The sequence below is a fragment of the Neorhizobium galegae genome, from assembly GCF_021391675.1.
GTDB lineage: Bacteria > Pseudomonadota > Alphaproteobacteria > Rhizobiales > Rhizobiaceae > Neorhizobium > Neorhizobium galegae_B.
Genome location: NZ_CP090095.1, coordinates 502,207 through 526,095, shown reverse-complemented (window position 1 = coordinate 526,095; position 23,889 = coordinate 502,207). Strand labels below are relative to the sequence as shown.

25 protein-coding genes are annotated in these 23,889 nt (G+C 61.8%); 13 read left to right on the top strand and 12 right to left on the bottom strand.

All coding sequences use genetic code 11. The annotated features are described in order from the left end of the window. The first annotated feature begins 171 nt into the window (after positions 1-171). Positions 172-987 carry a trehalose-phosphatase gene (otsB, locus tag LZK81_RS02560; protein ID WP_233955110.1) on the top strand — a complete coding sequence of 272 codons (816 nt, stop codon included), beginning with the start codon at positions 172-174 and terminating at the stop codon, positions 985-987. A 17-nt stretch (positions 988-1,004) separates the two neighbouring features. Next, a complete protein-coding gene (gene otsA, locus LZK81_RS02555; RefSeq protein WP_046603092.1) occupies positions 1,005-2,381 on the top strand; it encodes an alpha,alpha-trehalose-phosphate synthase (UDP-forming) in 1,377 nt (458 codons plus the stop codon). 102 nt (positions 2,382-2,483) lie between these two features. On the opposite strand, the gene LZK81_RS02550 is transcribed toward otsA, so the two are convergent. Next, positions 2,484-3,191, bottom strand: coding sequence for a glutathione S-transferase family protein (locus LZK81_RS02550; protein WP_233955108.1), 708 nt, complete (start codon positions 3,189-3,191; stop codon positions 2,484-2,486). Between the two features lie 109 nt (positions 3,192-3,300). On the opposite strand from LZK81_RS02550, the gene LZK81_RS02545 reads away from it, so the two are divergent. After that, positions 3,301-4,194, top strand: a complete 894-nt coding sequence (locus LZK81_RS02545) for a LysR substrate-binding domain-containing protein (RefSeq protein WP_046603504.1) — start codon at positions 3,301-3,303, stop codon at positions 4,192-4,194. 62 nt (positions 4,195-4,256) lie between these two features. Next, positions 4,257-5,201 carry a threonine/serine dehydratase gene (locus LZK81_RS02540; RefSeq protein ID WP_233955107.1) on the top strand — a complete coding sequence of 315 codons (945 nt, stop codon included), beginning with the start codon at positions 4,257-4,259 and terminating at the stop codon, positions 5,199-5,201. A 15-nt stretch (positions 5,202-5,216) separates the two neighbouring features. On the opposite strand, the gene LZK81_RS02535 is transcribed toward LZK81_RS02540, so the two are convergent. Then, positions 5,217-6,800 carry a peptide chain release factor 3 gene (locus LZK81_RS02535; protein ID WP_046667377.1) on the bottom strand — a complete coding sequence of 528 codons (1,584 nt, stop codon included), beginning with the start codon at positions 6,798-6,800 and terminating at the stop codon, positions 5,217-5,219. 98 nt (positions 6,801-6,898) lie between these two features. Between LZK81_RS02535 and dut the strand changes: the two genes are divergently transcribed. Both dut and cysK read left to right on the top strand, forming a co-directional pair. Beyond that, a complete protein-coding gene (gene dut, locus LZK81_RS02530) occupies positions 6,899-7,369 on the top strand; it encodes a dUTP diphosphatase (protein WP_233955106.1) in 471 nt (156 codons plus the stop codon). Positions 7,370-7,498: 129 nt separating this feature from the next. Next, positions 7,499-8,467, top strand: a complete 969-nt coding sequence (gene cysK, locus LZK81_RS02525) for a cysteine synthase A (protein WP_233955105.1) — start codon at positions 7,499-7,501, stop codon at positions 8,465-8,467. A gap of 147 nt (positions 8,468-8,614) precedes the next feature. On the opposite strand, the gene LZK81_RS02520 is transcribed toward cysK, so the two are convergent. The 9 genes from LZK81_RS02520 to rsmI form a co-directional block, all read right to left on the bottom strand. Beyond that, positions 8,615-10,150, bottom strand: coding sequence for a YifB family Mg chelatase-like AAA ATPase (locus LZK81_RS02520; RefSeq protein ID WP_233955104.1), 1,536 nt, complete (start codon positions 10,148-10,150; stop codon positions 8,615-8,617). 195 nt (positions 10,151-10,345) lie between these two features. Further along, positions 10,346-11,296 carry a glutathione synthase gene (gene gshB, locus LZK81_RS02515; RefSeq protein ID WP_233955103.1) on the bottom strand — a complete coding sequence of 317 codons (951 nt, stop codon included), beginning with the start codon at positions 11,294-11,296 and terminating at the stop codon, positions 10,346-10,348. A gap of 74 nt (positions 11,297-11,370) precedes the next feature. Continuing rightward, positions 11,371-11,874, bottom strand: a complete 504-nt coding sequence (locus LZK81_RS02510; RefSeq protein WP_046609561.1) for a cupin domain-containing protein — start codon at positions 11,872-11,874, stop codon at positions 11,371-11,373. 110 nt (positions 11,875-11,984) lie between these two features. Then, positions 11,985-13,085 (bottom strand): sn-glycerol-3-phosphate import ATP-binding protein UgpC, encoded by a 1,101-nt coding sequence (locus tag LZK81_RS02505; RefSeq protein ID WP_233955102.1) that lies wholly within the window; start codon positions 13,083-13,085, stop codon positions 11,985-11,987. A gap of 1 nt (position 13,086) precedes the next feature. Beyond that, complete coding sequence (gene ugpE, locus LZK81_RS02500) at positions 13,087-13,935, bottom strand: sn-glycerol-3-phosphate ABC transporter permease UgpE (RefSeq protein WP_046609559.1); 849 nt, start codon at positions 13,933-13,935, stop codon at positions 13,087-13,089. Positions 13,936-13,944: 9 nt separating this feature from the next. After that, on the bottom strand, positions 13,945-14,829 hold the full coding sequence (gene ugpA / locus LZK81_RS02495; RefSeq protein WP_046625654.1) for a sn-glycerol-3-phosphate ABC transporter permease UgpA: 885 nt from the start codon (positions 14,827-14,829) through the stop codon (positions 13,945-13,947). Positions 14,830-14,906: 77 nt separating this feature from the next. Then, on the bottom strand, positions 14,907-16,229 hold the full coding sequence (gene ugpB / locus LZK81_RS02490) for a sn-glycerol-3-phosphate ABC transporter substrate-binding protein UgpB (protein ID WP_233955100.1): 1,323 nt from the start codon (positions 16,227-16,229) through the stop codon (positions 14,907-14,909). Positions 16,230-16,352: 123 nt separating this feature from the next. After that, positions 16,353-16,736, bottom strand: a complete 384-nt coding sequence (locus tag LZK81_RS02485) for a YraN family protein (RefSeq protein WP_046603079.1) — start codon at positions 16,734-16,736, stop codon at positions 16,353-16,355. After that, positions 16,723-17,640 (bottom strand): 16S rRNA (cytidine(1402)-2'-O)-methyltransferase, encoded by a 918-nt coding sequence (gene rsmI, locus LZK81_RS02480; protein ID WP_233955098.1) that lies wholly within the window; start codon positions 17,638-17,640, stop codon positions 16,723-16,725. The genes LZK81_RS02485 and rsmI overlap by 14 nt, the downstream gene beginning before the upstream one ends. A 269-nt stretch (positions 17,641-17,909) precedes the next feature. On the opposite strand from rsmI, the gene dnaN reads away from it, so the two are divergent. The 7 genes from dnaN to LZK81_RS02445 all read left to right on the top strand — a co-directional run bounded on the left by dnaN (position 17,910) and on the right by LZK81_RS02445 (position 22,959). Further along, a complete protein-coding gene (dnaN, locus tag LZK81_RS02475) occupies positions 17,910-19,028 on the top strand; it encodes a DNA polymerase III subunit beta (protein WP_046603077.1) in 1,119 nt (372 codons plus the stop codon). 119 nt (positions 19,029-19,147) lie between these two features. Continuing rightward, positions 19,148-19,741, top strand: a complete 594-nt coding sequence (gene pmtA / locus LZK81_RS02470) for a phospholipid N-methyltransferase PmtA (protein ID WP_046603076.1) — start codon at positions 19,148-19,150, stop codon at positions 19,739-19,741. 2 nt (positions 19,742-19,743) lie between these two features. Next, complete coding sequence (locus LZK81_RS02465; protein WP_233955097.1) at positions 19,744-20,337, top strand: histidine phosphatase family protein; 594 nt, start codon at positions 19,744-19,746, stop codon at positions 20,335-20,337. Next, positions 20,334-21,026: an orotidine-5'-phosphate decarboxylase gene (gene pyrF / locus LZK81_RS02460; RefSeq protein WP_233955096.1), complete on the top strand. Its 693-nt coding sequence runs from the start codon at positions 20,334-20,336 to the stop codon at positions 21,024-21,026. The genes LZK81_RS02465 and pyrF overlap by 4 nt, the downstream gene beginning before the upstream one ends. A 150-nt stretch (positions 21,027-21,176) precedes the next feature. Continuing rightward, on the top strand, positions 21,177-21,464 hold the full coding sequence (locus LZK81_RS02455) for a DUF1330 domain-containing protein (protein ID WP_037079589.1): 288 nt from the start codon (positions 21,177-21,179) through the stop codon (positions 21,462-21,464). A gap of 102 nt (positions 21,465-21,566) precedes the next feature. Beyond that, positions 21,567-22,547 carry a complex I NDUFA9 subunit family protein gene (locus LZK81_RS02450; protein ID WP_233955095.1) on the top strand — a complete coding sequence of 327 codons (981 nt, stop codon included), beginning with the start codon at positions 21,567-21,569 and terminating at the stop codon, positions 22,545-22,547. 259 nt (positions 22,548-22,806) lie between these two features. Further along, on the top strand, positions 22,807-22,959 hold the full coding sequence (locus LZK81_RS02445; RefSeq protein WP_007763306.1) for a hypothetical protein: 153 nt from the start codon (positions 22,807-22,809) through the stop codon (positions 22,957-22,959). A 40-nt stretch (positions 22,960-22,999) separates the two neighbouring features. Here LZK81_RS02445 and LZK81_RS02440 read toward each other — a convergent pair whose 3' ends face one another. Then, the gene (locus LZK81_RS02440; protein WP_233955094.1) at positions 23,000-23,806 is read right to left on the bottom strand and encodes an undecaprenyl-diphosphate phosphatase; all 807 of its coding nucleotides are present in this window, start codon (positions 23,804-23,806) and stop codon (positions 23,000-23,002) included. Positions 23,807-23,889: the final 83 nt, after the last annotated feature.

Below are 23,889 nucleotides of genomic sequence, written 5' to 3'. Positions count from 1 at the left end.
CGCCCGTCCGCGGCCTGAAAATCCAGGAACTTCAGGGTCACTACAAAGGCTTAATGAAACATGAATTCGATGGCTACATGCCAGTTTCTTGCCAAGGAATGTATCACTTTTTGCGACAGGGCGTGATCTTTCGAGGTTGCCGCCGGAATTTGGCGGCCTAGATAGAGGCTCATGTCGCGTAAAGAACAGCCGAGCCCAGCTACAGCAGAAGCGCTCCTTCCGGGGGATTCCGTTCTTGCCAGGCTCATGCTCGAGCCGGAGCGATGGGCGCTGTTTCTCGATATCGACGGCACGCTGATCGAGCTTGCCGAGACCCCGGACGGGATCGTCGTACCGCCGGAGCTGCCTGAAAACCTGCATCGTCTTTCCATGAGCCTCGGCGGCGCGCTGGCGCTGGTCACAGGCCGGGCACTTCCCTATGCCGACCAGCTTTTCACCCCGTATAAATTCCCGATCGCAGGCCTGCACGGCTCCGAGCGCCGCGATCCCTCCGGGGCAATCAGCCGGGTGGAGGTCGATGCCGCGTTCGAAGACCTGAAAGCGGCTCTTGTCCGCGAAGCCGGCCAATGGCCGGGCGTTCTGGTGGAGGACAAGGGTGCCGCGGTCGCCGCTCATTATCGCCAGGCGCCGGAGCAACGCGAGGCGGTCGAGGCTGCCATGCCCCGCTACCTCGATATGGCGGGGCCGGACTTCACGCTCCAGCACGGCAAGATGGTGATGGAAATCAGGCCGGCCCAGGCGAGCAAGGGTCACGCCTTGCAGGCCTTTCTCGATCAACCGCCCTTCAAGGGCCGCAAGCCGATCGCGATCGGCGACGACGTGACCGACGAGGCGATGTTCCGCACCGCCAACGAACTCGGCGGCCATTCCATCCGTATCACCGAGACACCGGGTGACACGCAAGCCAAATCCACCCTCCCCTCGGCCGCTGCCTTGCGCGCGGCAATCAAAGCGCTTGCGAGTGGCGTCAAGCCCGACGCCGCGTGAGCTGAAAGGACAATATCTTGAGCCGACTTGTCGTCGTTTCGAACCGTGTCTCCCTGCCGCAAAAGAGCGGCGATGCTCCAGCCGGCGGGCTGGCTGTCGCGCTACAGGCCGCCCTGGAAGAGCACGGCGGCATCTGGATGGGATGGTCCGGCAAATCCAGCGGCGCGAAGGAGCCGGCGCCGCTCGACATGCAGCAGCATGGCAACATCACCTATGCGCTCACCGATCTCACCAAGACGGACGTCGAGGAATATTACCACGGGTTTGCCAACCGCGTGCTCTGGCCGATCTGTCATTACCGGATGGATCTGGCGGAATATGGACGCAAGGAGATGGCCGGTTACTTCCGCGTCAACCGCTTCTTCGCCCACAAGCTGGCGCCGCTCATCCAGGAAGACGACGTCATCTGGATACACGACTACCACCTGATCCCGCTTGCCGCGGAACTGCGCCAGATGGGCCTCAAGAACAAGATCGGCTTCTTCCTGCACATTCCCTGGCCGCCGGCGGACGTGCTGTTCACCATGCCCGTGCATGAGGAGATCATGAAGAACCTCTCCTACTACGACCTGGTGGGGTTTCAGACCGATCATGACCTCGCCAATTTCGTCGGAGGACTGGTACGAGAAGGCATCGGGGACGCGCTCGAGGGCGGGAAGCTGACCTCTTACGGACGCACCTTCAAGGGCGGCTTTTATCCGATCAGCATCGAGACGGCGATGTTTGCCGAATACGCGAAGAAAGCGGCCAGCAATGTCATCGTGCGCAAGGCCAAGCAGAGTGTCGAAGGACGCGACCTGATCATCGGCGTCGACCGGCTGGATTATTCCAAGGGCATCACCCAGCGGATCGATGCCTTCGAGCACTTCGTCAAATCCAACCCCGCCCATCACAACCGCGTCACCTACCTGCAGATCACCCCGAAATCCCGATCCGAAGTACCGGAATACGAGCAGATGCAGCGGATGGTGGCCGAGCAGGCCGGCCGCGTGAACGGTGCGATCGGCACGGTCGACTGGGTGCCGATCCGCTATATCAACCGCTCGATCGGACGGCCCGTCCTCGCCGGTCTCTATCGGCTCGCCAGGATAGGGCTCGTCACACCACTTCGCGATGGCATGAACCTCGTCGCCAAGGAATATGTCGCGGCGCAGGACCCAGAAAATCCGGGCGTTCTGGTATTATCCCGGTTTGCCGGCGCGGCACGGGAGCTTCGCGGCGCGCTGCTGGTCAATCCCTACGATATCGAAGGCACGGCGAACGCGATCGCGCGCGGCATCAACATGCCGATTGAAGAGCGCAAGGAGCGCTGGGGCCGGATGATGGAGCATCTCCTCGAATACGACGTGACACGCTGGTGCGACGACTTCCTCAAGGATCTCACCGCGGCGTAAGCTCGTTGAACCTCCAAGGATCAAATCCGAGTATCATTTCAGGCAAGCGCCTCAGGTCGCGGCGCCCACCAAGGACGCCACGACTGCGCATGGATATGGCAATCACGCCGCCTGCTTCAAAGATCCGAGTGCTTCATCGAGGCTCACATGGCCGAGGAACTGGCCGCTCGTCTGCGCCTCTTCCTGATGCTCGATGGCCCAGGCGAACTGCACCGCGGGGTCCTGCTGCAAACGCTCATAGAGCGCATTGAGCGCCGGAAACTGCCTCCGGTCGACGACCTGGTGGAAATCGTTCCATCGGGCAATGCCGGCGAAATAGGCATCCGCAAAGCTCTTCTCGTCGCCGAGCAGCCACTCGCGGCCACCAAGAAGCGTTTCGAGCTGCGCATGCGCCTTCTCGACCTTGGCGATGCCGTAAGCGCGAAGCGCCTGCTTGGCCTGCGGGTCGAGTTCGTGCTCCACCGTGTGCCAGAGCGGGCCGAAGGCGTTGAAGAAAGCGGTATTGAGGAAGGCCAGCATCTGGTTCAGCCGGTAGAACTTTTTCGATTTCGGATCGAAACCCCAGCCCTTATCCACCGTACGCGCGGCGATGTGGTTGAGGATCGCCATGCTTTCGCTCATAACCCGGCCATCCGGCAGCATCAGCGACGGTGTTTCGCCGATCGGATTCACCGGCTTGTAGGCCTCGCTCGAAACCACGGCCGGCATTTCGACGCGGCATAGTCGATATGGCGCGCCGGTCCATTCGAGCGCGACGATCGAGCCGAAGGAACATCCTTCCGGAACGCCGTAAAACAGGATCGGTGTCATTTCATACTCCCTGGATTGAAATTTTGAGGCACCGGCAATATGAATTTGTGGACGCCGGTGCGGTAGGCGCCCATTTTTCGCCTTTAAGTCTAGAGGTATGGAAGCTGCAATGACTTTGCCCAACCTCAATGATCTCTATCTCTTCGTGCAGGCAGTGGAGCATGGCGGCTTTTCCGCGGCAGGCCGCCGGCTCGGCATGCCGAAATCCACCATCAGCAAACGCGTGGCGGAACTCGAGGACCGGCTCGGCGTGCGGCTGATCCAGCGGACATCCCGCAGTTTCTCGCTGACCGATCTCGGCCGGGATTTCTTCCGGCACGCGCAGGCATCGGTGATCGAGGCGGAGATGGCGGAAACCATCGTTCGCACCCATCTCGGCGAGCCGAGCGGCATCGTGCGGATGACGGCCGCGGTGCCGACCGCGCAATTCCTGCTCGCCGACCAGCTCGCCGAGCTTTCGGCGCGTTATCCCAAGCTGCATCTTTCGCTGCATGTCAGCGACCGGTTCGTCGATATCGTTCAGGAGGGTTTCGACATCGCGGTACGCAGCCACCAGGCGCCGCTGCCGGATTCGACGCTTCTGCAGAAGAAGCTCGGCGTGCACTCTTTCTTCGTCGTCGCCTCACCGGATTATGTTCGCACCCATGGCAAACCCTCGCGGCCGGAAGATCTCGCCGGACACAGGGCGGTCACTGCCGGCCCGACGGATACGGTCTGGAAACTGGCTTCCGAGGATGGCGAAGCGGTCGTCGTGACACCCAGATCCGTGCTTTCCGCCGACGAGCCGATGGTGATCATGAAGGCAACGATGGCAGGCCTTGGCCTGACCTGCCTGCCGACTTCCGTCTGCCGCGGGGCGCTTGCCGAGGGCAGGTTGATCCGCCTGTTGCCCGATTGGACCGCCGGCAGCATCACCACGACGATCCTGATGCCGCATCGACGCGGGCAGCTTCCGGCCGTGCGCGCCGTCGTCGACTTTCTCAGCGAACGGATCGGCGCCTAAAAGGACTTTCATTTCGGGGGCCTGGGGGCTACCCATGGCCGTCCCATCCCCAAGAGGCCATCATGTCGATCGAACCCACCGTCACGCCCGAACGCATCGCGGAAACCGAAACGCTCATCCGCCCGCATATCCGCCGCACGCCGGTGATGCGCGTCGACATGCGGGATTTCGGCGGGACACCGCTGCCGGTCGACCTGAAGCTCGAACTGCTGCAGCATTCCGGTTCGTTCAAGGCGCGCGGCGCCTTCACCAACCTTTTGACCCGCAATGTCCCGGCGGCCGGCGTCGTCGCCGCGTCCGGAGGCAATCATGGGGCGGCCGTCGCCTACGCCGCGATGCGGCTCGGCGTTCCGGCGCATATCTTCGTGCCGAGCGTGGCCTCGCAGGCGAAGATCGACCTCATTCGCTCCTATGGCGCGGAACTGGTGGTCGGCGGCGATCGCTATAACGATGCGCTGGCGGCAAGCCAGACCTATGTGGCGACGAGCGGTGCCATCGCGGCCCATGCTTATGACCAGGTAGAAACCCTGCTTGGCCAGGGCACGCTCGGCAAGGAGATCGAAGACGACCTGCCGGAGATGACGACGCTGCTCGTTGCGGTCGGCGGCGGCGGGCTGATCGGCGGCATCGCCTCCTGGTTCCGCGGCCGGGTGAAGATCGTCGCAGTGGAATCCGACGGTGCGCCGACCCTTCACGAAGCCTTCAAGGCTGGCCGCCCGGTTGAAGCGCCGGCCGGCGGTATCGCCGCGGATTCGCTGGCGCCAAAGCAGGTTGGCGAACTGATGTTCCCTGTTGCCCAGAAATATGTCCAGCCGCCGGTACTGGTGACGGACGACGAAATCCTCGGCGCTCAGAAAGCGCTCTGGGCCGGCGCGCGGATCGTGGCCGAACCCGGCGGTGCTGCCGCCTTCGCCGCCCTGCTATCGGGCAAATACGTTCCAGGCCCCAATGAGCGCGTCTGCGTGCTCGTCTGCGGTTCCAACACGACGGCGGTCAAGTTCGCCTAAGACGACCGAATGATATCACGCCGCCTTGGCCACCTGATATTCCTTGATCGCTACCATCTTGATGGCCGGATAACGCTCCGATTCGTAGCGCAGCGAGAAGCTGTCCTGCGCCAGGAAAACCGGGTCTCCATCGAGATCGCGGGCGATATCGCCGCGCTTTACCGTCAGGAACTTGTCGAGATCGGCCTGATTTTCGGCCGAGATCCAGCGGCAGATCGAGAACCGTGACATTTCGAAGGAGACCGGCAGGCCGTATTCGCCCTGCAGCCGTTCCTTCAACACGTCGAGCTGCAGCGCGCCGACGACGCCGACGATGGCCGGCGAGCCGTCTTCCGGCGAGAAGAGCTGCACGACGCCCTCTTCCGCCATCTGCTGCAGCGCTTCCTTGAGCTTCTTCGCCTTCATGGCATCCTCCAGCCGCACGCGGCGGAGGATTTCCGGCGAGAAGTTCGGTACGCCCTGGAACACCAGTTGTTCGCCTTCGGTCAGCGTATCGCCGATGCGCAGCGTGCCGTGGTTCGGGATGCCGACCACATCGCCGGCATAAGCGGTATCGGCCAACTGGCGCTGGGACGCGAAGAAGAACTGCGGCGCCGTCAGCCCGAGCTGCTTGCCCGTGCGCGACAGCCGCGCCTTCATGCCGCGTTCCAGCTTGCCCGAGCAGATGCGCGCAAACGCGATACGGTCGCGGTGGTTCGGGTCCATGTTCGCCTGGATCTTGAAGACGAAGGCCGTCATCTTGTCGTCGGTCGCGTGCACGGTGCGGATGTCCGCCACCTGGTCTCGCGGCGGCGGGGCGAAATCGCCCAGCGCATCGATGAGATCGCGCACGCCGAAATTCCGCAAAGCCGAACCGAAGAAGACCGGCGTCATGTGGCCTTCTAGGAAAGCCTTGCGGTCGAACGGCCGGCAGGCCTCGATCGCCAGTTCGGTTTCCTCGACGAAGGCCGCGCGTTCGTTTTCCGGCAGGCGGTCGGCAACGCTCTGGGGTCCGTTGACCGGGGTTGCCTTGACGTCCGTATCCGAGCCGCGAACGGTATTGTCCGCCAGGTTATAGGATCCGCAAAAACTCTTCGAACGGCCGATCGGCCAGGTGACCGGAGCGGTGTCGAGCGCCAGCTTCTCCTCGACTTCATCGAGGATCTCGAACGGATCGCGGCTTTCACGGTCCATCTTGTTGACGAAGGTGATGATCGGGATATCGCGCATGCGGCAGACTTCGAACAGTTTCAGCGTCCGCGGCTCGATGCCTTTTGCGGCGTCGAGGACCATGACCGCGGCATCCACCGCCGTCAGCGTGCGATACGTGTCGTCCGCGAAGTCTTCATGGCCGGGCGTATCGAGAATGTTGAAGACGTTGCCGTTATATTCGAAAGTCATCACCGAGGTGACGACCGAGATGCCGCGCTCGCGCTCGATCTTCATCCAGTCGGACCGCGTCTGGATACGGTCCTTCTTGGCTTTCACTTCGCCGGCGAGCTGGATCGCGCCGCCGAACAGCAGCAGTTTTTCGGTCAGCGTCGTCTTGCCCGCGTCCGGATGGGCAATAATTGCGAATGTGCGGCGGCGGGAAACCGCCTCGGCAATCGTTTCGGGCATTTTTTCTAGATCCTTTACGTTGCCGCGTATCTAACGACTCCGTGGATAACTTTCAATTCGTGTTTGACCGGAGCGACCGTGGGTCGACAAATGACACGATGAACATTCACGCCCCCTCCTCGCCGAAGCTGAACCTCATCCGTCTCGCGCATGGCGTCGGCCTCGATCTGCCGGCCTATGAAACCGCGGGCGCCGCCGGCATGGATCTGCGCGCTGCCGTCGAAGACGGCACGACGCTGACGATCGCCCCCGGCAAGCGGGCGCTGGTGCCGACCGGCTTCATCTTCGAAATTCCGGAAGGTTTCGAGGCGCAGATTCGGCCGCGTTCAGGACTTGCCTTCAAGAACGGCATCACCTGCCTCAACACGCCCGGCACGATCGACAGCGATTATCGCGGCGAAGTGAAGGTGCTGTTGATCAATTTCGGCGACGAGGATTTCGTCATCACCCGCGGCATGCGGATCGCGCAGATGGTGATCGCGCCCGTTACCCAGGTTCGGGTTGCCGAAATTACGGAAGCGACTGCAACTGCCCGTGGCGCCGGTGGTTTCGGCTCGACCGGCCTCTGAACGCAACGGCGTTTTCGTCGCCGGCCTCTTCCGGGAACAAAATTTCCATTTCGCCTGTTGTCGGGTTCGGCCTTGCTGGCATTCATCGGGAACACGCCCTACGTTCTCTCCAAACTCAGGGAGGGCACCATGCCAGAGACCAGAAAGCCGGGACGCGGCCGCATCTATTCCTCGATCACCGAAACCATCGGCGACACCCCGATCGTGCGCCTCGACAAGCTGGCCAAGGAAAAGGGCGTGAAGGCCAATCTTCTGGCCAAGCTCGAATTCTTCAATCCGATCGCCTCGGTGAAGGACCGTATCGGCGTGGCGATGATCGAGAGCCTTGAGGCCCAGGGCAAGATCACGCCCGGCAAGACGACGCTGGTCGAGCCTACATCCGGCAATACCGGTATCGCGCTCGCCTTCGCCGCGGCCGCCAAGGGATACAAGCTGATCCTCACCATGCCGGAGACGATGTCGATCGAGCGGCGCAAGATGCTCGCCCTCCTCGGCGCCGAACTGGTGCTGACCGAAGGTCCGAAAGGCATGAAGGGCGCGATCGCCAAGGCGGAAGAACTCGCCGCCTCGCTGCCCGACGCGATCATTCCGCAACAGTTCGAAAACCCGGCCAATCCGGACATCCACCGCAAGACGACCGCCGAGGAAATCTGGAACGATACCGACGGCAAGATCGACATCTTCGTCTCCGGCATCGGCACCGGCGGCACGATCACCGGCGCCGGCCAGGTGCTGAAGGAGCGCAACCCGGCACTCAAGATCATCGCCGTCGAGCCCGAAGAATCGCCCGTATTGTCCGGCGGCCAGCCCGGCCCGCACAAGATCCAGGGCATCGGCGCCGGCTTCGCGCCAAAGATCCTCGACACGCACATCTATGACGAGATCGTCACCGTCAACAGCGCCGAGGCCATGGAGATGGCCCGTCTGGTGGCCAGGCTCGAAGGCGTACCGGTCGGCATCTCCTCCGGTGCGGCGCTGCAGGCCGCTATCGAAGTCGGCAGCCGCGCGGAAAATGCCGGCAAGACAATCGTCGTCATCATTCCCTCCTTCGCCGAGCGCTATCTGTCGACGGCGCTGTTTGAGGGATTGGGGAATTAGTGGGTAGTGGGTAGTGGGTAGTGGGTAGTGTCGGGGCAAAACCGGCGGCATGCAAGCTGCCGGAAGTTTCCCTACCCTACTCGCTACCGCTCATCCCAACCATTGGCTACCAACTACTCACTACCGACCAACCACTACCCACTCCCCTCACGCCGCGGCCGTCGCCAGCCGTTCGCCGACCATGCGATAGGAAATCGCCTCAGCGAGATGAATGCGGCCGACCGTATCCTTGCCGTCGAGATCGGCGAGCGTGCGGGCGACTTTCAATATCCGATGGTATCCGCGGGCCGAGAACTTGAGCTTCTCGGCCGCATCCCTGAGCAACTGGAGACCACCGGGATCGGGTTCCGCGATCTTCTCGATCAGCGCCGTCGAGCAGCGGGCATTGGTGAGCACCCGCGGATAACCGGCCTGTTCGAACCGCTCCCGCTGTCTGTCACGCGCAGCCGCTACGCGCCTGGCGACATCCGCGCTGCTTTCCGCAGGCATCGGGCGAATGAGATCGGCGGCCGAGACTGCCGGCACGTCGATGCGGATATCGATACGGTCCATCAGCGGCCCCGAAATGCGCCCCTGGTAGTCCGACATGCATTTTGGCCCCCGCGCGCAGGAATGGCCCGGTTCGCCCGCCATGCCGCAACGGCATGGGTTCATGGCGGCGACGAGCTGGATACTGGCGGGATAGGAAACCCGATGATTGGCGCGGGCGATAATGCATTCACCGGTCTCCAACGGCTGGCGGAGCGCATCCAATGCCTGCGGCGAGAATTCCGGAAATTCGTCGAGGAACAGCACGCCGTGATGGGCGAGCGATGCTTCCCCGGGCCTGGCGCGCAGGCCGCCGCCCACCAGCGCTGCCATGGTGGCCGAATGATGCGGCGTGCGGTAAGGCCGGCGGTCGGAGAGCTTGCCACCGGAAAGCTGGCCAGCAATCGAATGGATCATCGACACTTCCAGCAGTTCGGGGGCTGAAAGCGGCGGCAGGATGGACGGCAGCCGGGCGGCAAGCATGGATTTGCCGGAGCCGGGAGGGCCGACCATCAGAAGATTATGCCCACCGGCGGCGGCGACTTCCAGCGCCCGCTTGGCCGATTCCTGACCCTTGATGTCGACCAGATCCGGCAAATTGGCAGGCAAGGCGCGAATTGCCGGCTGCGGACGGGAGATGACCTGGGTGCCGCGGAAATGGTTTGCGAGCGCGATCAGGCTGCGTGGCGCGACGATATCGATCTCGGCGCCTGCCCAGGCGGCTTCCGCGCCGCTGTCAGCCGGGCAGATCAGGCCCTTTCCCAAGGCGTTGGCGGCGATTGCCGCCGGAAGTGCTCCGGCCACAGGCGCAAGCGTTCCGTCGAGGTTCAGTTCCCCGAGCACGACATAGCCGGTAAGTGCATCGCCGGGAACGGCGCCCAGCGCCGCCATCAATGCCAGCGCGATCGGCAGGTCGAAATGAGAGCCTTCCTTCGGAAGGTCGGCCGGCGCCAGATTGACGGTGATCTTCTTCGGCGGCATGGCAAGGCCCGAGGCGTGCAGTGCCGCCTGCACCCGCTCGCGGCTCTCGGCCACCGCCTTGTCCGGCAGGCCGACGATATGCATGTTGATCTTGCCCGGCCCGACCATGACCTGCACGTCGACCGGAACGCCCTCTATGCCCTGGAATGCGACTGTGCTGACGCGCGAAACCATATCCACCCCGCCCCTAACTTCATGTCCAGGACGCCAGCGATACACGCTTTCCGTGCCAGGAATTGCAATCTGACATAGAAAACGGAATGAAACAAGAACGTTAGTCGAACAATTTCACGCATCCGCTGCAAATGGGTTGCAGGCGGTTGCATCGCGAGAACAAAGGCGACCCGTTTCCGAAACGCCTCGGCTTCATCAGGCGCGTTTTGCCTCGATTGCATCCCAGAGGAGGCCTGCGACGTCGGCACCGCCGAACTTCTTGACTTCGCGGATGCCCGTCGGGGATGTGACGTTGATCTCGGTCATGTAATCGCCGATGACATCGATGCCGACGAAGATGAAGCCGCGCTCGCGCAGGGCGGGTCCGATACGGGAGCAGATTTCCTTCTCGCGCGGCGTGATCTCGGTTGCCTCGGCACGGCCGCCGACATGCATGTTGGAGCGGCTGTCGTGTTCGGCGGGAACCCGGTTGATCGCGCCGACCGGCTCGCCGTCCACCAGCAGGATGCGCTTGTCGCCCTTGCGCACGGCCGGCAGATAGGCCTGGGCGATATAGGGTTCGCCGCGATACATCTGGCCGAACATTTCGAGCAGCGACGTGAAATTGCGGTCGTCACGGGCGGAATGGAAAACCCCGGCGCCGCCATTGCCGTAGAGCGGCTTCAGGATGATATCGCCCATCTCTTCCCGGAAGCGGGCGATTTCGCCCGGATCGCGGCTGATCAGCGTTGCCGGCATGAGGTCGGCGAATTCGGTGACGAAAATCTTTTCCGGCGAGTTGCGCACCCAGGCCGGGTCATTGACGACAAGCGTCTTCGGGTGGATGCGCTCGAGCAGATGCGTCGAGGTGATATAACCCATGTCGAAGGGCGGATCCTGGCGGAGATGGACGACGTCCATCACCGACAGGTCGACGCGTTCCTTCTCCCCGAGCGTGAAGTGATCGCCTTTGACGTCGCGCACCTGCAACGGTTCGACAGCGGCGAAGATCTTGCCGTCACGCATGGTCAGGCGGTCGGGAGTGTAGTGAAACAGTTCGAAGCCACGCGCCTGCGCTTCGAGCGCCATGGCAAAAGTGGAGTCGCCGGCAATGCTGATGCCGGAGATATGGTCCATCTGGAACGCGACCTTGCGGATTTTCGCCATGACTTCAGCCCCCTAGGATTGGCCCGCCTGATGTAGGATGGCGGGCCGTCAAAGGCAACTGCAATCGGCCGATATCACGCGGAGATGCCGACCTGCGTCTTTGCCCGCAACATGTTGCGCAGGCGGAAAAGCATGGCGATCGGCTTCGGGAAAGGCCGGCGGATGAAGGCGACCTTCTTCAGATATTTGTCGATGCGCCAGGTGGCCCAGGTCCGGCCCTTGAAATAGGCGACATCGCCTGCCTGGAGAACGCGCTGCGTGCCGTCTTCGGCAGTCACATGCACTTCGCCCTCAAGGATCACCACTGTTTCGTCCCAATGGAAGTACCAGCGGAACTCGCCCGCCGTACATTCCCATACACCGGTCGTCGCGCAATCGTCCTCGGCGGTGGAATGAGAACCGGCACGCGCCTGCGGATCGCCGGCGATGACCCAGGTGGGCTCGATCGGCATCGGCTTCATTTCGAGAGAATGCGGACAGGCGCCGATAAACGGCTTCACCTTCGGCTTCTCGGGTGCATAGGACTTTGACCGAAATGCAATTGCCGCTGCGGTCGCGGCGAGGACGTGCCAACTCATCTTTCCCCCGGAAGCTGTCAATTCCGGGAGATGCTAACGGCAAAGAGTAAGCCCGCTCTTCAGGCCGATGTTAGAATTTTAACGATCGGCCTCAATTTCGGATTGGGCCCTCAGATAACCGGTTCGACCGGCGCGAGCTTTGCCTCGGCCGGAACGTGGCCCGGCAGGCGCTTGCCCGTTTCGATCGAGAAGAAATGCAGGCGCCTGGCGTCGACGGCGACGCGCATTTCCGGGGAAAGCGCAATCTCCGGCGAAACGGCCGCGGTGATCTGCTGATCGCCGACGGTGCCGTGGATCAGGCGCTGGGCACCCAGTTCCTCGGTATATTCGAGTCGGAAGGGCAGAGCCTCCTCGTCGTCGCGGGCGATGCGCAGATCCTCGGCGCGGACGCCGACGGTGACGGCACCGGAGGTCGGCGCGAAACCGTTGAGGGCGACCATCGCCGGGCCGATCGCCAGCTTGTCGCCATGCAGCTCGCCCTTGACGAGGTTCATGGCCGGCGAGCCGATGAAGCTTGCAACGAAGGTGGAGGCCGGCGCGTGGTAGACTTCCAGCGGTGCACCGATCTGCTCGATCTGGCCGCCGTTCAGAACGACCAAGCGGTCGGCCAGCGTCATGGCTTCGAGCTGGTCGTGGGTGACGTAGATCGACGTGGTACCAAGGCGGCGCTGCAGACGCTTGATCTCGCCGCGCATGGAAACGCGCAGCTTGGCGTCGAGATTGGAGAGCGGCTCGTCGAACAGGAAGGCTGCCGGCTTGCGGACAATGGCGCGGCCCATGGCAACACGCTGGCGCTGGCCGCCGGAAAGTGCGCGGGGCTTGCGCTCCAGATACTGGGTGATCTCCAACATGCGGGCGGCTTCGGCGACGCGCGCGTCGATCTCGGCCTTCGGCGTACCACGGTTCTTCAGACCGTAGGCCAGGTTGTTATACACCGTCATATGCGGATAGAGCGCATAATTCTGGAACACCATGGCGATATCGCGCTCGGCCGGCTCGATCTCGTTGACGACCCGGCCGGCGATTTTCACCTCGCCCGCGGAAATGGCTTCCAGCCCCGCAACCATGCGCAACAGCGTGGACTTTCCGCAGCCAGACGGACCGACAAGGACGATGAACTCGCCGTCGGCTATGTCGATGGAGACGGAGCTTACCGCCTTTACGCCGCCGGTATAGATCTTCGAAACTTCCGAAATGTGAATTCCAGCCATGTTATTTCTCCGTTTCAGTGAGCCCGCGGATGAACAACCGCTGCATGAAAACCACGACGAGGATGGGGGGAAGCATGGCGAGAACGGAACCTGCCATGACCAGTTGCCACTCGATGACGCCGTCCTGCACGGTGACCATGCGCTTCATCCCCATCATCAGCGTGTAATAGCCGGGGTCGGTGGTCACCAGGAGCGGCCAGAGGTACTGAACCCAGCCATAGATGAAGAGGATGACGCATAGAGCGCCGATATTGGTGCGTGAGAGCGGCAGCAGAATGTCCCGGAAGAACTTCATTGGGCCTGCTCCGTCCACACGGGCCGCTTCCAGAAGCTCGTCGGGGACCGTCATGAAGAACTGGCGGAACAGGAACGTCGCCGTGGCCGATGCGATCAGGGGGACAGTCAGGCCGGCCCACGAATTCAGCATGCCGAGGTCGGCGACGATCTTGTATGTCGGCATGATGCGCACCTCGACCGGCAGCATCAGGGTCACGAAGATGATCCAGAAGGCCAGCAGCCGGAAAGGAAACCGGAAATAGACGATGGCGAAGGCGGAAAGGATCGAGATGGCAATTTTTCCGGCCGTAATCGCCAACGCCATGATCAGAGAGTTCAGCGCCATATGCGAATAATTGGGCAGGCCGTGAGCCGCAGAGGCGCTCGTCAGAATGGTCGAATAGTTCTCGATGAGATGCGAGCCCGGCAGAAGTGGGACAGGCCCGCTCATCAGCGTCGAGATGTCGTGGGTCGATGCCACGATCGCGACATAGACCGGCAGCGCGACCATCAGAAATCCCAGGATCAGGAAAGCGTGGGTGAGGAAGGTCAGGAAGGGGCGATTTTCAACCATGATCGTTCCTCAATACTGGACGCGGCGTTCGACGAAGCGGAACTGGACGAAGGTCAGCAGCATCACGATCAACATCAGCAATACCGACTGCGCCGAGGACGAACCGATGTTGAGACCAACGTAACCGTCCTGATAGACCTTGTAGACGAGCGTGGTCGTCGCCTGGGCGGGCCCGCCGCCCGTCGTGGCATCCACGATCGGGAAGGTATCGAACATCGTGTAGTTCACGTTGATGATGAACAGGAAAAACGTCGTCGGAGACAGAAGCGGCAGAGAGATGGTGAAGAAGCGCCTCACCGGGCCTGAACCGTCGATGGCGGCTGCCTCGATCAGCGACTGCGGCACCGACTGCAACCCGGCCAGAAAGAAAAGGAAGTTGTAGGAGATCTGCTTCCAGGCTGCCGCGATGATGATCAGGATCATGGCATGCGTGCCGTTGAGATCATGGTCCCAGCGAATGCCGATGCGCTCCAGGAAAAAGGGCAACAGGCCCGTGGATGTATTGAAGAGAAACCACCACAGGACGCCCGCCACAACGGGTGCGACGGCATAAGGCCAGACAAGCAGGGTGGTATAGATTTTCGCGGACCGCGCCAGGCGGTCGACCGCAGCCGCGAATGCAAGGCCGAGCATCATCGAAAGGATGGTTACGGATACCGCGAATACGGCGGTGCGCCAGAGAGCATCCAGATAGTTCGGGTCCTCAAACAGCCGCCGATAATGGGTCAATCCGACGAAAACGGTCGAGAAGCCAAAAGGATCTTCCCGCTCGAAGGAGGATTTCACTGCCTGCGCGGCAGGCCAGATGAAGAAGACGAGCGTGATAGCGAGCTGGGGCGCGAGCAGCAGATAGGGCAGCAGGCGGTTGTTGAAGGTTGTTCTCTTGGTATCCACCGGTCCCTCACTACAACGTAACAAGCAAGCAAGGGAGGGCCGGCGGCAGCCGGTCCTCCCTGCAGCAATCGGAACAATCAGTTCGAGTTGGCAGCCTCGAATTCACGCAGAAGCGCATTGCCGCGCTGCACCGCGCTGTCGAGCGACTGCTTGGCGTCCTTCTTGTTGGCGAGGAGCGCCTGGAACTCTTCGTCGACAATGGTGCGGACCTGGGTGAAGTTGCCGAACCGCACGCCCTTCGAATTTTCCGAGGGAGTACCGCGGGTGATCTGCTTGATGGCGATGTCGGAGCCCGGGTTCTTTGCGTAATAACCCTGCTTCTGGCCGAGATCATATGCGGCATTGGTGATCGGCAGGTAGCCGGTGAACTGGTGCCAATCGGCCTGGACTTCCGGCTTGGAGAGATAGCTGAAGAACTTGGCTACACCCTTGTAGGTCGCCTTTTCCTTGCCGTTCAGCACCCAGAGGGTGGCACCGCCGATGATGGAGTTCTTCGGCTCCTTGATCTCGTCGTCGTAATAAGGCAGCGGAGCGAAGCCCGGCGTGAAGGTCTTGGCGTTGTTGATGACCCCGGCGCGGCCTGCGGAGGAGTTCATCGTGATGGCGCATTCCTGGGAATAGAACATGGTCGCCGCCTGGTCGCCGCCGACGGGACCGCCATACTTGAACAGGCCTTCGTCCTGCCACTTCTTCAGGTTTGCCCAGTGCTTGACCTGCAGAGGACCGTTGAAGGTGAATTCGGACTTCACACCGCCGAAACCGTTCTCCAGGGTGCCGAAAGGCTTGTCATGCAGCGCCGAAAGGTTTTCGGTCTGGACCCAGGTGATCCAGGCCGAGGTGAGGCCGCACTTGGCAGCGCCGGAGGAAACGATCTTCCTCGAGAATTCCTCGACTTCCTTCCAGGTCTTCGGGGCAACCTCCGGATCAAGGCCAGCCTTTTTGAAGACGTCCTTGTTATAGTACATGATCGGCGTGGAGGAATTGAAGGGCAGCGACAGGATGTTGCCCTTCGTATCGGAATAGTAGCCGGTGACCGGAGACAGGAATGTCTTGGTGTCGAAGGGTTCGCCTTCGTCGGCCATCAGCTTGTAGACCGGGTAGACGGCGCCCTTGGCGGCCATCATCGTGCCGGTACCGACTTCGAAGACCTGGACGATGGCCGGCTGCTGGCCGGCACGGAACGCGGCGATGGCGGCGGTCAACGTTTCCGGATAGCTTCCCTTGTAGACTGGAACGACCTTGTAGTCGCTCTGGCTCTCGTTGAACTTCTGAGCGATCTCTTCGAGCTTCTTACCGAGCTCGCCGCCCATGGCATGCCACCAGGTGACTTCGGTCGCAGCAAGCGACGAGGTCGCGGACAGAGCGACCGCGATCGCGGCCATCGAAAGCTTTTTGAACATTTTAAGGTCCTCTCCACCTTTGTTGGGGTGAGGACCGCAATAGGGCCAGGCTGTGACAGGCCCTTAACAGTTTTATGTCAGAAATGTTACATTGCACACCTATGCAACAATTTCACATCAGCGTCAGAAAGCGTTCGCAAAATGCCGCGGCAGACGGCCCGGAAGCACCGCGACCACGTCGTAACGTTGTGATAGCCTTGCGGCATCCTGCCGCTTCGAAAGCCAGAGATCGCTTGCGGCCCGAATGCGCCTCTGTGTCGAAAAACCGACGGCGTCGATCGCCTCCTGCTCGCCGATCCGCGCCTTCACCTCGACAAAGGCCACCAGATCACCCTTGCGGACGATGAGATCGATCTCGCCGAGCCTAGTACGGTAGCGGATCGCCAGAACCTTGTAGCCTTTGGCAAAGAGATAAAGCGCGGCGAGATATTCCGAGACATGGCCCCATCGCTGAGCCTTCTGCCGCTCGGCTTTGCGGCGTTTCAAGCCTGGGTCACTCTCCGCCACCTGCCTCGCCTTTCAGGTCCAGAAGCCGCTGATAGAGGTCCTTGCGCGGAAGTCCCGTCACGCGGGCAGCTTCGGCGGCGGCCTTGGCGGCCGGCATTGCAGAGGCCAACTGGCGCAACAGCGCGTCAACCTCGATCTCGCCGGGAGGCTCCTCGGCCTCCGGCGGCGCCACGAGCAGCACGATCTCCCCCTTAACGACGCGATCGCCATTATAGTAGGCGGCAAGCTCCTCCAGCGTGCCGCGGCGGAACTCCTCGAACGTCTTCGTCAATTCGCGGCAGACCGCCGCACGCCGGCCGGTCCCGAGCACTTCGGCGGCGGCGCCAAGCGTTGCGCCGATGCGATGCGGCGATTCAAAGAAGATCAATGTCGCCGGCACTTTCGAAAGCTCGGCCAGCCGGTCCCGCCGACCCTTGTCCTTGACCGGGAGGAAGCCAGCGAACAGGAACGCATCGGACGGCATGCCGGAACCGACAAGGGCCGCGAGCGGCGCCGAGGCGCCGGGGATCGGCACGACCTTGTGGCCGGCCTCGATCGCCATCTGGCCGAGCCGGTAGCCGGGATCGGAAACCAAGGGGGTGCCGGCATCGGAGACCAGCGCCACCGATTTCCCCTCTTCCAGCGCCGCGATGAGCTTCGGCCCGACCTCGTCGGAATTGTGCTCGTGATAGGCGTAGGGTCGGTTGACGATGCCGTAGCGGTCGAGCAGCACGCGGGTTACGCGAGTATCCTCGCAGGCCAGCACATCGGCGCCGGAGAGCGTTTCGAGCGCCCGCAGCGTGATGTCGCCGAGATTGCCGATCGGGGTTGCGACCAGATAAAGCGCCGGCTCCAGCGGCCGCGCAGGCACGAAAGTGTTGGCGACGCGATAGCCGCGTTGGCTGCTCTTCAGGTCATCGGTCAAGGAATGTCACGCGCAAAAGGATGGTCATGTGCCTTTATGGGCAAGCCGGCGGGCTTCGGCAAGTAAAGCGCAAGCCGTTGAGAACGCATATTTTCTGTGTGCAGTGCGTGAGACAGATGTGAAATGACTTGCTAACGCCTTGTTCACCTCTTGCTTTTCGAAGGCGTTGTCTGCCATTTTGCCGGTCCACATCATCCGGCTGGCCCAAAGCCGGCAGAATATCAGGGTCCGGCCCTGCCGGATCGTCACGGTCGAAAGCGATTGCGTCCATGCGTATTACTCTTGAGCGGTCCAACCTTCTGAAGTCGCTGAACCACGTGCATCGCGTGGTGGAGCGGCGGAACACGATCCCGATCCTTTCCAACGTGCTGATGCGCGCGTCCGGCGCCAGTCTCGATCTGAAGGCGACCGACCTCGATCTCGAAATCACCGAGGTCCTGCCGGCTATGGTCGAGACTGCCGGAGCCACGACGGTTCCGGCGCACCTGCTTTATGAAATCGTCCGCAAGCTGCCGGACGGTTCCGAGGTGCTGCTCGCCACCAACCCGGACGGCGGCTCGATGACAGTGCAATCCGGCCGGTCGAAATTCTCTCTGCAGTGCCTGCCGGAATCGGACTTCCCGGATCTCACCGCCGGCAGCTTCACGCATACGTTCAAGCTGAAGGCGACCGATCTGAAAATGCTGATCGACCGCACCCAGTTCGCGATCTCCACCGAGGAGACCCGCTACTACCTGAACGGCATCTTCTTCCACACGATCGAAGCCGACGGGGACCTGAAGCTTCGCGCGGTCGCGACCGATGGTCACCGTCTGGCGCGCGCCGATGTGCAGGCACCGTCGGGCTCGGAAGGAATGCCGGGCATCATCATTCCCCGCAAGACGGTCGGCGAGCTGCAGAAACTGGTCGACGATCCGGAAGCGGCTGTCACGGTCGAGGTTTCCGATGCCAAGATCCGCGTCACAATCGGCTCGGTCGTGATGACATCGAAGCTGATCGACGGCACTTTCCCGGATTACCAGCGGGTCATCCCGACCGGCAACGACAAGGAAATGCGCGTCGATTGCCAGAGCTTTACCAGGGCCGTCGACCGCGTCTCGACCATTTCCTCCGAACGCGGCCGAGCCGTAAAACTGTCGCTGACCGACGGCCAGCTGATGCTGACCGTCAATAATCCGGATTCGGGCAGCGCCACGGAAGAGGTTGCGGTCGGTTACGACAACGATCCGATGGAAATCGGCTTCAATGCCAAATACCTGCTCGACATTACCGCCCAGCTTTCGGGTGACGACGCAATCTTCATGCTGGCGGATGCCGGTTCTCCGACATTGGTGCGCGACACGGCGGGCGACGATGCGCTCTATGTGTTGATGCCGATGCGGGTTTAAATCATTGAGGCGGCTGGAAAACTCCAGCCGCCTTTTTCATGCGGTTTCCCAGGTGCGACATTTTTCCTTGCTTTTGCGGCATTGGGGTTCCACATGGGGCAAAAGGGAGAGGCTAAAAAATGGAACTGCGCTTGAAGGAACGGCTCGGCCGCAAGTTCGATGATGAGATCCGGTTCTTCAAGGGTTGGATCGACGGCCCGAAACGGGTCGGCGCGATCTGCCCCACCTCCTCCGTCACCGCCAAACGCATGGCAAGCGTCATCGACACGGCCTCGGGCCTGCCTGTGCTCGAACTCGGACCCGGCACCGGCATCATCACCAAGGCGATCCTGAAGCACGGCGTCTCGCCGGAAAACCTGGTCTCGGTCGAATATTCGACCGATTTCTTTCAGCATCTCCTCCGCACCTATCCGGGTGTGAACTTCATCAACGGCGACGCCTTCGACCTGAAGCGCACGCTCGGCGCCTGGAAGGACAAGACCTTCGACAGCGTCGTTTCGGCGATCCCGCTTTTGAGTTTCCCGATGGAGCGCCGTATCGCGATGCTCGAAGACCTGCTCGACCGCATCCCGGCCGGCCGGCCGGTGATGCAGATCACCTACGGTCCCGTCTCGCCGATCATCGCCCAGCCCGACCGTTACCGGATCAAGCATTACGACTTCGTGGTCCGCAATATTCCGCCTGCGCAGCTCTGGACCTATAGCCGCGGCTGACCATGACGTTCGGTCTCTACATCACCCATCCCCAGGTTCGTATCGATCCGGACGTTCCGGTGCCTCAATGGGGGCTTTCGGATGTCGGCGCTGCCCGCGCCCATGAGGCCGCACAGTCCGACTGGGCAAAAAAGCTCGGCCGGATCATCTCCAGCGACGAAGTGAAAGCGATAGAGACCGCCGGAATCATCGCTGCCGCCTCGGGGATTTCGATCGAGATCGCGCACGACACCCATGAGAACGACCGCTCGGCGACCGGTTTCCTGCCGCCGCCGCTGTTCGAGGACGCTGCGAACTGGTTTTTTGCCCATCCGGAAGAGAGCTTCAAAGGCTGGGAGCGCGCCGTGGACGCGCAGAGCCGCATCGTTTCGGCGGTCACCAGAATTCTCGCCGATCACGATCCACACATGCCGATCGCCTTCGTCGGGCATGGCGGCGTTGGAACGCTGTTGAAATGCCACCTCACCGGCTCGCCGATCGCCCGCGACCGGGACCAGCCGGGTGGCGGCGGAAATCTCTTCTGCTTCACCCTTGCGGATCGGACTGTCTCATGCGACTGGACGCCCATCGAAAAATGGGAAGGGTTCCAGGCATGAACGCTCGTGATCGCCTCATCGTAGGCCTCGATATTCCGACCATCGGCGAAGCCGAAAAGATGGTCGCCACGCTCGGTGACACTGTTTCCTTCTACAAGATCGGCTATCAGCTCGTGTTTGCCGGCGGTCTCGAATTTGCTCGCGATCTCGCGAAGGATGGCAAAAAAGTCTTCCTCGACATGAAGCTGCTCGACATCGACAACACGGTAGCCAAGGGCGTCGAGAACATCGTCAAGATGGGCATGACTATGCTCACCCTGCACGCCTATCCGAAGGCGATGCGCGCCGCGGTCGAGGCAGCCAGGGGTTCCGACCTCTGCCTGCTCGCGGTTACGGTCCTGACCTCGATGGACGAGACGGACCTCGTCGACGCCGGTTACGAATACGACCCGCACACCTTGGTTCTGCGCCGCTCGGAACAAGCCCTGGCGGCCGGCATGGGCGGCATCGTCTGCTCGGCCGAGGAATCGGCTGCGGTGCGCAAGATCGTCGGTCCTGACATGGCGATCGTCACGCCCGGCATCCGCCCTGCGGGTTCGGACGCAGGCGACCAGAAGCGGGTCATGACGCCTTCGGACGCATTGCGGGCCGGATCGAGCCATCTCGTCGTCGGCCGTCCGATCGTCAAGGCGCCGGATCCGAAGGCTGCGGCACAAGCCATCCTCGCCGAGATGCAGGGCGCGCTCTGACGACTACTCGTTACCGGAGACGATTTCTCCCGGCCGCCGTCCGGGAAGAGTTCCCGGGGACCGCAGGATAGGGCGCAAAGCCTGTCATATTGACTCACCCCGGAATTTGCCTGAAGTCATCGCAACCGAAAACACGTTGGAGGAAATACCATGGCCAAGGGATATTGGGTCGCTCGCGTCGATGTCCGCGATCCGGAACGCTACAAGGACTATATCGCAGCCGCCACGCCCGCCTTCGAGAAATACGGCGCCAATTTCCTCGCCCGCGGCGGCGCGATGGCGGCGATGGAGGGCAAGTCCCGCGCCCGCAACGTCATCATCGAATTCCCTTCGATGCAGGCCGCCATCGACTGCTACAATTCGCCCGAATATGCGATCGCCATCAAGATCCGCCAGGAAGTGGCGGATGGCGAAATCGTCGTCCTCGACGGCCTTTAAGAATCGGTTGTCGCGGTCGGTGCGGCAGTGGAGACACTTCCACCCGTGCCGCGATTCGGTTAAACAGCACTCATCTCGTCCCACAGGCTCCCGGAGCACGCCATGACCATCAACAACCTTCCGCCGCTCGTCACCGTTTTCGGAGGATCGGGCTTCGTCGGCAGGCATGTGGTTCGTACGCTCGCCAAGCGCGGTTATCGCGTCCGGGTTGCCGTCCGCCGTCCGGATCTCGCAGGCTTCCTGCTGCCGGCCGGCTATGTCGGGCAGATCTCGCTGGTCCAGGCGAATCTTCGCTACCGCCAGTCGGTCATCAAGGCCGTCGAAGGCGCTTCGCATGTGGTCAACTGCGTCGGCATCATGTTCGAGAGCGGCCGCAACACGTTCGACGCCGTCCAGGATTTTGGTGCTCGCGCGGTTGTCGATGCGGCACGTGCGGCCGGTGCCAAGCTTACCCATATTTCCGCGATCGGCGCCGATGTCGATTCGGAATCGTCCTATGCACGCAGCAAGGGCCGCGCCGAGGCGACGATCCTTTCGACGCTGCCGGATGCCGTGATCCTGCGGCCGTCGATCGTCTTCGGCCCGGAAGACAGCTTCTTCAACAAGTTCGCCTCCATGGCCCGCACTTTCCCTGCCCTGCCGCTGATCGGCGGCGGCAAGACGAAGTTCCAGCCGGTCTATGTGGAGGACGTTGCCGAAACCGTCGCACGCTCGGTCGACGGCACGATTGCATCCGGCAAGATCTATGAGCTGGGCGGCGGCGAGGTCATGACCTTCCGCCAGTGTCTCGAGACGATGTTGCGCGTCACCAATCGCAGCAATGCGCTCGTCTCTCTGCCCTTCGGCTTCGCATCGCTGATCGGCAGCATCGCGTCTCTGATCCCCTTCGTCCAGCCGCCGATCACCAGCGACCAGGTGAAGCTGCTGAAGATCGACACCGTGGTTTCCGATGCCGCCGTCACGGAAGGCCGCACGCTGCAGGGGATAGGCATCCGCCCGACGCTCGCGTCCTCTATCCTGCCATCCTACCTTGTGCAGTATCGCCCGCAGGGCCAGTACACGGGCTCCGGCCGCGCGGCCTGATATCATTAACCATATCCAGCGATTTGTTTCGCTTCGATATACCGGTCGTGCCCGATGAAAAATCGGGCACCCCTTTGTTGTCGCTCATGTTTCGGGCAAGGATTGTGGCACAAAGGTCGCAGTGGCTGAAGCGTTCGCGTTAACGGCCGGTTCAGCAAAATCCTTTATTGAATTCTTCTAATCCAACCCATAGATCCTCCCTCACCAAACAAGCGGCGCAACCGTGACGATAAAATCTTCCATCGAAAGGCATTCCTCCATGGGCAAGCCCATCGCCCTCTTTTTTGCATGCGCAGCGCTGATCATCCTCGCGGGCTCCTTCATGGCCCCGACGACGGGCGCAGCCGGCAAGAGCGAATGCACGCCCGCATACGGCGTCGACCCGTGCAGCACGGCATCCATCCATCATTGATGTGATCGGGAAGTCGGCGGCCTTTTGAGCCGCCTTCTTTTTACGCTCCCAGCAGCAGGGCGATCAGGCCCGCGGCGCCGATGACGATTCGCCAGTAGGCGAACGGCGCATAGCCGCGGCTCGACACGAAATCGAGCAGCGAGCGCACTACCAGGATGGCAGTGACGAAAGCGGCGATAAAACCGACCGCAATCAACGCGCTGTCGTCGAGACTCAAGGCATTGCGGTTTTTGTAAAGATCGAGCGCGAAGGCGCCGAGCATGGTCGGCATGGCGAGGAAGAACGAAAATTCCGCCGCCGAGCGCTTATCCGCGCCGAGCAGCAGTGCACCGACGATCGTCGCGCCGGATCGCGACGTGCCGGGGATCATCGCCAGGCATTGGAAGAGCCCGATCTTGAAGGCGAGCGACAGCGGATAATCCATCACGTCGTGGTATTTGGGCTGAAACTTGATCCTGTCGACCACAAGCAGCACGAAGCCGCCGAGGATCAGCATGACACAGATCAGCATCGGCGTCTCGAACAGCACGGCCTTGATGAAGCTGTGGGCCAAAGCGCCGATCACCGCCGCGGGCAGGAATGCGGTCAGCACCGTTGCCACGAACCTGCGCGCCTTGGGACTGGTCGGCAGGTCGGCCGCGATCTGCAGCAGCTTGCGGGCATAAACGAGCAGGATGGCGAGGATCGCACCGAGCTGGATCAGGACCGCGAAAGTGTTGCCGGGGGACTGGAAACCGAGGAAATGACCAGCCAAGAGAACGTGGGCGGTCGAGGAAACAGGAAGAAATTCAGTGAGCCCCTCGATCAAACCGAGGATGAGCGCGCTGATGATGGACTGATCCGCCATTCTTAATCCTTTATTGAGCAGATAAGGGCAGTTTTAAGCAGTTTATGAGCCGTTGCTTGTCTTGGGACTACCAAATCCATATA

Bases quoted from the DNA above. Each gene is read 5' to 3' on its own strand.
- otsB (WP_233955110.1), top strand. From the start codon at position 172: ATGTCGCGTAAAGAACAGCCGAGCCCAGCTACAGCAGAAGCGCTCCTT.
- LZK81_RS02550 (WP_233955108.1), bottom strand. From the start codon at position 3,191: ATGACACCGATCCTGTTTTACGGCGTTCCGGAAGGATGTTCCTTCGGC.
- LZK81_RS02545 (WP_046603504.1), top strand. From the start codon at position 3,301: ATGACTTTGCCCAACCTCAATGATCTCTATCTCTTCGTGCAGGCAGTG.
- LZK81_RS02540 (WP_233955107.1), top strand. From the start codon at position 4,257: ATGTCGATCGAACCCACCGTCACGCCCGAACGCATCGCGGAAACCGAA.
- LZK81_RS02535 (WP_046667377.1), bottom strand. From the start codon at position 6,800: ATGCCCGAAACGATTGCCGAGGCGGTTTCCCGCCGCCGCACATTCGCA.
- dut (WP_233955106.1), top strand. From the start codon at position 6,899: ATGAACATTCACGCCCCCTCCTCGCCGAAGCTGAACCTCATCCGTCTC.
- cysK (WP_233955105.1), top strand. From the start codon at position 7,499: ATGCCAGAGACCAGAAAGCCGGGACGCGGCCGCATCTATTCCTCGATC.
- LZK81_RS02520 (WP_233955104.1), bottom strand. From the start codon at position 10,150: ATGGTTTCGCGCGTCAGCACAGTCGCATTCCAGGGCATAGAGGGCGTT.
- gshB (WP_233955103.1), bottom strand. From the start codon at position 11,296: ATGGCGAAAATCCGCAAGGTCGCGTTCCAGATGGACCATATCTCCGGC.
- LZK81_RS02510 (WP_046609561.1), bottom strand. From the start codon at position 11,874: ATGAGTTGGCACGTCCTCGCCGCGACCGCAGCGGCAATTGCATTTCGG.
- LZK81_RS02505 (WP_233955102.1), bottom strand. From the start codon at position 13,085: ATGGCTGGAATTCACATTTCGGAAGTTTCGAAGATCTATACCGGCGGC.
- ugpE (WP_046609559.1), bottom strand. From the start codon at position 13,935: ATGGTTGAAAATCGCCCCTTCCTGACCTTCCTCACCCACGCTTTCCTG.
- ugpB (WP_233955100.1), bottom strand. From the start codon at position 16,229: ATGTTCAAAAAGCTTTCGATGGCCGCGATCGCGGTCGCTCTGTCCGCG.
- dnaN (WP_046603077.1), top strand. From the start codon at position 17,910: ATGCGTATTACTCTTGAGCGGTCCAACCTTCTGAAGTCGCTGAACCAC.
- pmtA (WP_046603076.1), top strand. From the start codon at position 19,148: ATGGAACTGCGCTTGAAGGAACGGCTCGGCCGCAAGTTCGATGATGAG.
- LZK81_RS02465 (WP_233955097.1), top strand. From the start codon at position 19,744: ATGACGTTCGGTCTCTACATCACCCATCCCCAGGTTCGTATCGATCCG.
- pyrF (WP_233955096.1), top strand. From the start codon at position 20,334: ATGAACGCTCGTGATCGCCTCATCGTAGGCCTCGATATTCCGACCATC.
- LZK81_RS02455 (WP_037079589.1), top strand. From the start codon at position 21,177: ATGGCCAAGGGATATTGGGTCGCTCGCGTCGATGTCCGCGATCCGGAA.
- LZK81_RS02450 (WP_233955095.1), top strand. From the start codon at position 21,567: ATGACCATCAACAACCTTCCGCCGCTCGTCACCGTTTTCGGAGGATCG.
- LZK81_RS02445 (WP_007763306.1), top strand. From the start codon at position 22,807: ATGGGCAAGCCCATCGCCCTCTTTTTTGCATGCGCAGCGCTGATCATC.
- LZK81_RS02440 (WP_233955094.1), bottom strand. From the start codon at position 23,806: ATGGCGGATCAGTCCATCATCAGCGCGCTCATCCTCGGTTTGATCGAG.